Annotated in this window: 5 protein-coding genes; 1 reads left to right on the top strand and 4 read right to left on the bottom strand. The window is 47.2% G+C overall.

Annotation, left to right across the window (positions count from 1 at the left end; all coding sequences use genetic code 11):
- Positions 1 to 120: 120 nt before the first annotated feature.
- A complete protein-coding gene (locus FC83_RS06555) occupies positions 121 to 729 on the bottom strand; it encodes a hypothetical protein (RefSeq protein ID WP_035456316.1) in 609 nt (202 codons plus the stop codon).
- Between the two features lie 283 nt (positions 730 to 1,012).
- Here FC83_RS06555 and FC83_RS06550 point away from each other — a divergent pair, with 283 nt between their 5' ends.
- Entirely contained in the window at positions 1,013 to 3,085 is a 2,073-nt protein-coding gene (locus tag FC83_RS06550) for a helix-turn-helix domain-containing protein (protein ID WP_035456319.1), read from the top strand.
- A gap of 143 nt (positions 3,086 to 3,228) precedes the next feature.
- Here FC83_RS06550 and FC83_RS06545 read toward each other — a convergent pair whose 3' ends face one another.
- The 3 genes from FC83_RS06545 to FC83_RS06535 form a co-directional block, all read right to left on the bottom strand.
- Entirely contained in the window at positions 3,229 to 4,845 is a 1,617-nt protein-coding gene (locus tag FC83_RS06545) for an MFS transporter (RefSeq protein ID WP_057002556.1), read from the bottom strand.
- 20 nt (positions 4,846 to 4,865) lie between these two features.
- On the bottom strand, positions 4,866 to 6,911 hold the full coding sequence (locus tag FC83_RS06540; RefSeq protein WP_057002555.1) for a glycosyl hydrolase 115 family protein: 2,046 nt from the start codon (positions 6,909 to 6,911) through the stop codon (positions 4,866 to 4,868).
- Between the two features lie 248 nt (positions 6,912 to 7,159).
- The gene (locus FC83_RS06535; protein WP_035456322.1) at positions 7,160 to 7,894 is read right to left on the bottom strand and encodes a hypothetical protein; all 735 of its coding nucleotides are present in this window, start codon (positions 7,892 to 7,894) and stop codon (positions 7,160 to 7,162) included.
- Positions 7,895 to 8,066: the final 172 nt, after the last annotated feature.

The raw sequence follows: 8,066 nt of genomic DNA, 5'->3' as shown, positions 1-8,066 counted from the left end.
CTACGGCCTATAGTGGACTTTCACCACCAAGTTATCGCCCATGCCGGGCGCACTTTAAAAATAGGTTTAGCGGCCTGTATCATCACCGCTAAACCTATTGGCTGTTTCAGGATCTAATTGTTACGGTCCCATATAATAAACCTGTCCATCCCCATAAACATTATAGGATGCGCCACCTTGGATTATTGGACCATAGCCGGGCGCCGGGCCATCCGGGATATAACCATAAACGGTGCGACTGACTGCGTAGTGTACCCCATACTCATCATCAACCAGCGTGATACGATAAACATCCAGCGTCCCTTTCCCGCTTAGAAAGGCCTCCGTATTCAGCAGGGCATCATAGGCATCGGCAACTGGCACTTTAGCTTGACTGGCTTGAAGCCACATATCGCCGCCCACATCATAGTACCAACCGTCCTTGCGCGAAGTGAAGCCATAAACCCGCCACTGGGAATCGGCTGGGACAACTTTAGCGAAAACTTTGTTATCATCGTTGCCATAAAAAACATTAGCGCCCCATTCCCCATTGACCGTGGCAACAGTTGGGTAATCATAGTAAACATCCGGTTCCTTAAAGGGCGTTGCCCCAATACTGGCATCGAACAATTCCCCGCCAACAGTAATTGTCGGTGATAGCACTTCGGCCCCCTGGGCAACGCTGGGCGTTAGTATCATGCTGATCGGCACTAACAACATGGCAACAACTGCTAAGATTCTTTTCTTCATTGTGTGTATCCCCCCGCCTGAACACTGCTTGTTGCAAAATTTAGTAGATTAGCCTGTTTAAAAAAATCTTTGACATGTTTATGCTTAAGTATAGCGGTCTCTTGGATAGAAACCAAGCCTATTATTAAAGCTGACAAGTTAGTCACTGCGGATTTCCTTATTGAAGTAAGCCGTATTTTAAACGCAGATCATTACCCGGCTCAAATCAAGCTGAACACATATTTTCTTTATATTACATATCCTGTATCCTAGAGAAGAGCATTAAAAAGGAGGGAGCGTACATATGCCGACAATCTATAACGGCGTGCCTTGGTACGACCAACAGCACCAAATTGTCAACGCATCCGGTGGTTGTCTGATTCAAGCGGGTGCCAAATATTACTTATTCGGTGAATATCGACAAGCCAAGTCCCGCCGGTTTGCCGGCTTTTCCCGTTATGTTTCAACGGATTTGGAACATTGGGAGAATACTGGCCTGGCTTTGCCGCCCCAGGCTGCCGGGCTATTGGCCGTCTCTCGAATCGGGGAGCGGGTCAAGGTCATCCGGGCTCAAACTGGGCAATACATCATGATGATGCACACCGATGATGAGCGCTCCTTTGATCCCATCGTAACTTACGCCACCGCCGACCACTTAACGGATACCTTTACCTTCCAAGGCCCACTTCTTTTTAACCAACAACCGATCCGCATGTGGCACATTGGCAGCTTCACCGATACTGATGGCACGAATTATCTCCTGACTCACGAAGGTGATATTTATCGCTTGACACCTGATGGCACTGCTGCTGCAACCAAGGTGGTGAGCAACATCGCCCCGGGAACGGAAGCGCCGGCAATGTTTCACTTTAATGGCCATTATTTCCTGCTGGCCTCTCAAAAAACCAGTTGGGAACACAATGATAATATTTACTTTTCTGCGGATGCCTTAAGTGGGCCTTGGGTGCGCCATGGCGCCTTTTGCCCCCCAGGCACCCTCACCTATGACTCCCAAACGGCCTTCGTGGCCCTGCTGCCAACAGCTAAGGGAACCTTACCCATGTATCTGGGGGATCGGCATACTTTTCCTTACCTTGAAGCCAGTACCCACGTTTGGCTGCCACTGACCGTCACGGGCACGACCTTGACCGTGGCTAATTATTGGGCCAGCTGGGATTGGCAGCAACATGTCAATAAACCCGTGCGTTTTATTCCCTTGGCTTGGACCGGACAGACCACCGATGCCAGCGTGACCCTTGATTTTCAGGGCACCGGCATCACCATTACTGGGCAAACCAGCACTCACAGTGGCTTTGCCCTGGTCACTTTGCGGGATGACCAGGGACAAATCAAAGCCCAGACCCGGGTGAACTTTTATAGCCTGCTCCATGGGGATGAACCCCGCTATCGTTCACCGCAAATGCCCCTGGGCCATTATCAGCTCACCATCCAAGTCACCGGCACCCATCGGGATTGGTATGACAAGGCCTGGCGGCGCTACGGCAGTCATGGAGATCAAGTCACCATCACCGGCTACCACATTGACCATCCCACCGTTAAACATACCAAGGCCAGCATCACTTACCATGCCAGCAAACGGCCTTTCATGATTGAAAAAATCGACCAGCAATGGCAGCAATCCGCCGTGGCCCAGCCCGCAGGCAAACCCTATTATCAGTGGTTGCAAAGTGATGTGGGCCAAGGGGAGCTCACTATTGAAGATCAACAAATCACCTTACAGCCTGGCCAGGGAATCTTGATCAACCTCAATGTCAGTTATGCCTATCATAGCGCCACGCCAATTTGGCAAACCAGCCGCCTGAGCTTTGGGGGCACGGCCATCGAGGAACTCATCCCCGCGTTACACGCGAAACCGGCCCTCCTTTTCCCAGTGTTAGGTAACGACTTATTTGGCTTTATCCCAACCCAGGTGCAACAGCAAAAAAACCAAAGCCACCAGAACTATCAAGAATCGGCCCTGGTCCAGGAATTCTTGACCAAACTAAAACCCTACACCGCCCATATCACCGCCGATCCCAACAAACAAAAACTCGCCGCCAAAACATTATCGTTGATTCAAAGCCATTTTCGTGAGAATTTGACCAATGGCAAACTTGCTGAGCTGACCAACTATAGCGTCCAATATATGCTGCAAACTTTTAACGAACTCTATCAGACCACCCCCCGCCGAGTTTTGACCCTGTATCGCATTATTCAAACCAAGCAATTACTCCTTGAACAGCCCGACTTGCCCCTATCCCAAGTTGCCCTTCAATGCGGCTTTAACTCAGAAGCCTATATGATTCGCGCCTTTAAACGCCAGGCCCATTTGACCCCGGGGCAGTTTCGCATCATCATGCAACAATTCCGGGATTGATTGTTAACCCTGGTCTAATTGTAAGATGCAACTTGACAGTAACCTACAACAAAAAACATCATCTGACAACCTGCCTAAAGGGTTGCTGGATGATGTTTTTTAGCTACTGATTGTTAAAGATATCGTGTTAGACTGTTGCTTGATTAGTGCTTAGTTGGCGTATCTGTTTTAACCGGCGTCGTTGGCTTTTCATCATTTCTGCGCCAAAATTCTATAGAATCGTAAGGCACACCGGTTAAGAGTTCGCAAGTTTGTTTGGTTTTTGGATCAACATCTTTCATGCTGCCGCCCTTTTGCAGCCGGGTGAGTTCAGCCGCTAAGACGGTAAAGGTCTTCTTGCTAAGATGGAAGCGGCTGGCAAAGAACATGGCGATCAAAATCATCACCCCAACCCCACCAGAGACGATGAACAAAATCATATGGGTGGCACTGGCCGGTTGGGAAACAGCACCCCCACTGGACTGGCGGAATCCCCCGATGTCTAGCAAGTAGCCGGCCACAACGGATGCTAGGCCTTGGCTAATTTGGTTAATGAAGACCATGACGGAAGCAAACAACCCCGCCCGATTCTTCCCAGTGACCAACGTATCCACATCCGGGATAAATGGAAAGACATTCCATGGCACGAAGTAAAGGATGTATAGGCCGATTTCATAACAAAGTGTCCCGGCGATCAACCAGATCATCACACCGGCAGGCTTGGTTAAGCCCACAAAGGCCCAATCTATACAGCTGATTAGAATCAAGGAATACCCAAACAAATATAGTGAGCGTGGTGAAATCTTAGTAACAATGTAACCTGCCAAAATCGTCACTGGCACAGACACAATACTTAAGGATTGCAGCATCCCTGACACACTGGTGGTTTTCCCAAGGACAAAGACGATATAGTACACAAATGTCGTAGACCAAAGGATCGTGGCAAAATAAGAACTCAGATAAATCCCCATATGGGTCCGGAAACTCTTGATGCGGAATGTGGAGAAGTAGTTTCTGAGCTCTGATTTCAAACCACCCTTCTTACCGCCATTATCCTCAAGGGCTTGGGCGGCCAACTTCTTAGCTTCATTTTTAGAGACAAAGTGTTCCCAAGTTGTCTTGTAAGTGATCAGAATCAAGAAGAAAGTCACAACTGAAAACATGACTTGCATAATGAAGTAAGGCATTGGGGAGGTCTTTGGATAAAATCGGAACAATTGGGCTGGTACAAACTGGGCCAGCATATTCCCCAAACCCGCGATGACCATCCGAACCGTGGACATGGTGGTCCGTTCGTTGTAGTCTTTGGTCATTTCATTGGGCAAAGTTTCCCAAGGAATTTGTAATACCGACATTAGGACTGTCGTAATCACATAAGTAATCAGATAGTACCAGTAGCTCATCCCCGCGACCCACAAGGTGATAGCGAATAACACCGATGGGGCAGCTGCTAGGATAAAGATATGCCGTCGGCCGAGTATCCGACCGATTTTATATTTATAAATATTATCAGAGATATTACCCATGACCAGGGATGCGATGGCATCGGCCACCCGGCCAATCAGGAAAATCGTGGCCCCTTGCCCGGCTGACAAACCACAAAAAGTGGTGTAGAAGAATAACAGCCAAGCGCCCACCAGTCCCTGCATGGAGATACTGAACATTGAGAAGACGCCAAAGCCCAGGGAGCGACCCACCCCAATTTTGCCACGATGTTGATAAATTTTCTTAGAGGCATATTCGTCCCAACCATCGTGAACAACAGTTTTTTTATTATCCATTGTATTTCTCCTCTTCTAAATTATGGCTCATCAATTAATTGTTCCCGCAATTTCTTAGCGATTTGATCATCAGACAATGCCAAATGGGTGTTGGATAAGAGCATGACCCGGGCATCGCTGGGTTCCATGAGATACTGCCGCTCCCACTGGTCTTCATCTGGGCCATCCCCTAAGACCCGTAGATAAGAACGCAATCGGCGTAACTTCGTCGCGTTCAAAGCCACGTTGGAATAAGCATCGTTGTGAAAGAAATCGACCCATTTAGGGGAGGGGTTATCCCGCCGCAAGCGTAAAATTTCGTCATTGGCCCGAACAGCTTCATCAGCCCCCAGAAAAGCATGGACGATTTCAGCCTGTTGATAGTGGCGATAGGCCGAAATAGTCGCCCACAAGGCATGCAGCGAACACGCATGGACCGCAATGCCCAGTAACATATCGTTATAAAAAAGACGTTGCGGCTGTTTGGCCATGATGTCCGCATAAACTTGCACAGCCCGCCGGTAAAGTTGATCCCAAGCGGCATACTTCGTATCGATGAGTTGGGTCACCTTGGTCAGTTGTTCATCTAAAGCAACATTGCCCGTTAACCAATTCATCGCCTCCAGTTGCGGGTAGTGGCCCATCCAAGCCTTGACGACTTTACGAATGAGGTAAGTGGCAAATTCATCCCCAGCTTTTTGATCATCATGTAGGCCATATTGAATCGGCGCCTTGAAGTAGGCTTGGTAAATCCCGCTAATTTCACTTTGTGCTTCGGAATAATAATGTGCGACATATTCTTGAATAATGTCAGTTTCACTGCGCACTTGATAATCTCGGCGCCAAGAACGGGCAATTTCGCGAATGAATAACACGTGGGGTTTGACGTTCCCCACATTGATCAATTCCAGCGTGTCCATTTTTGCTGCCCGAACCTTGGCAATTTCTTCAGCCACAAAATGCGGGCTATTGAGTAATAGGGTCAAAAAACTGGAGGCTTGTAAATCATGGAAGGTCACATGATAATAAATCCCCCGGGCCCGCTTGGCTTTGTTGGGAATCGTCAAAACAGGTGAGCGGGGATCATCATCTCCCTGGCGCCGAGAAACCATCTTGCCATAACCATTATCGGCCCAGATCTCGATGACATCTTGAGGCAGCTTCAGCAAGCTTTCATTGAACAAGCCCGTTAATTCACCATAGATGCTGACGGAACATTGGGCCCCCGGGTCCAGTTCTTGGACCATATCGTATTGCAACTTGATGGTGTCATTGATCACTTGGGCCTTTTCTTCATCGGTCCAAGTATGGGTAGGGTCATCTAACCAAAATGGCCGGTCCCCCTGACCCCGGAAGCCTAAGCCGTAAACCACGGTGTGGCCCCGCTGTGCCAAAATACTGTCCCGCCAAATCTTCTTAAAGAGTTCGGGATACTTCAGATACGAGGCCTCAAGGTTGGGATAAACCCGGGCAAACATTTCCGCCCCCAGGGGTTCAGCGTGGTGATGGGCAATGATCAACCCCATGGCCTGGGCACCAGCCCGATGGAACCGACTTTCTTTATCCGTGCCGGGTACAATGAGATTGCCCCCCACCCGCAACAAGGTTTCATAAATCCGATCCCAGACATAATCCTTGGAATCATGGTCGGCCCAACCGGTGAGTAATAGTTCATCATTGACAAACCAGCCCCGATATTTGGTTTGAAAATCGGGCAAATGTTGGCTGAAATCCGTCCAGTTGATGGTGGGGCTTTTTTTCATGGGTGTATCCATGAAATACCAGAAATCGTCGATGCCCAGTACTTCCCGGGAAACGGCCAGCGCGCCGTACATCAACCCCAGAGTGGTGGTGGCCTTGATTTCAACCTTTTGGGAATCTACATAATGAATCTCAAAATCATCGGTTGGCTGCTGATCCGTCTCTTTTACCTGAACCAACACAATTTGATTGGCAGCGCTCTGGCCAGTGGTCACGCGCTGAATATCCCGCTGTAAAATACTGCTGGCATTTTTCAACACTGGATCGGCCATATTGGCCGTCAGCACAGTGGTATTTTGTGAAATCACAAATGTTTGCGTCGTCATACACAATCCCTTCTCTTCGTTACAGCTAAACTGTTCTAAACCCTGGCAACGCCTGTTGTCATAAGACGTCGCATAAACTGATATATTAGAATCTCACTTTCAAAATAGATTATAGCGCTTACGGTAAACGCTTCCAATGACCTAGTTTTTGCAATCATTGCACTAGTTACTGTTCAGCGGCGCAAAAAAACAGGTTTAGTATTGTCGTTACCACGACTGCTAAACCTGTTTGGAAGTTGTTTTGTATTTTAATTGGGTGTCCCAGCATCGTAAAGCGCCCACTGATCATCACTACCAAGTTTGACGTAGATACCGCCTTGAATTGTCTTAACGTCAAAGATTTTATACGTGTAATTGGCGTTATTAATAGCTTGTGTTCGCTTGCCTTCACTATTGTACAAGGGTGTATCCGCTCTAAAGAAATAACTATCTAGAATAATACGTGTATTTTCAGACGGACCAACCCATTGGTTATCACCTAAATCAAAGGAATAGAAATAACCTCTAGGTACTGAATTACGTATCACGGCCCAATGACTGATAGTCGGATCCAACTTGCCAATAGCTTTTGTCAGGTAGGGGTCACTATAAACAGTTACGGCTTTTCCATTTGAATAGAATTCTTTAAAATAACCATCATTCGACATCACACCTAATGACTCTGGTCTATCATCAGCGGCTTTTACCCATTGATTGTCTCCAAGGTTGTAAGACATCAGATATTCGCCATTATATGCAATTTGGAATACTTTCCATGCATCCACAGCTGTACTTAGCGTCTTACCAGTAGGTTGTTTAGTTTCTGGGTCGGAATAAAGGGTGACTGGCACATTTTTTGAAAAGAATATACTGTCTCTGGTTTCGATGTTCGTTTTGTCTGCTTGAACCACATTACTTGGCGCCAGTACCACAGTTAAAACACCTAGCAGTAACCCAACTATTAGCACGCCGGCTTTTTGGATAAGTACATTACTTCTAGTCATTGGTAAGGTCCCCCCTAAACATATTTGAAAATCCTATCCATCCTAGTATAACCTATAGATATTTTTTATGATATTTATAACTATTTTATGAATACAATTATTTTAAATAAAATAACACCTGAATTATTCATTCATGATTTGAGTTGCACTTATTGAACCGGTTTAACGTGTA

Origin of the sequence: Agrilactobacillus composti DSM 18527 = JCM 14202 (genome assembly GCF_001436375.1) — a bacterium.
GTDB lineage: Bacteria > Bacillota > Bacilli > Lactobacillales > Lactobacillaceae > Agrilactobacillus > Agrilactobacillus composti.
The sequence above is the reverse complement of the archived record's forward strand: the minus strand, read 5'-3'. Positions and strand labels throughout refer to the sequence as shown.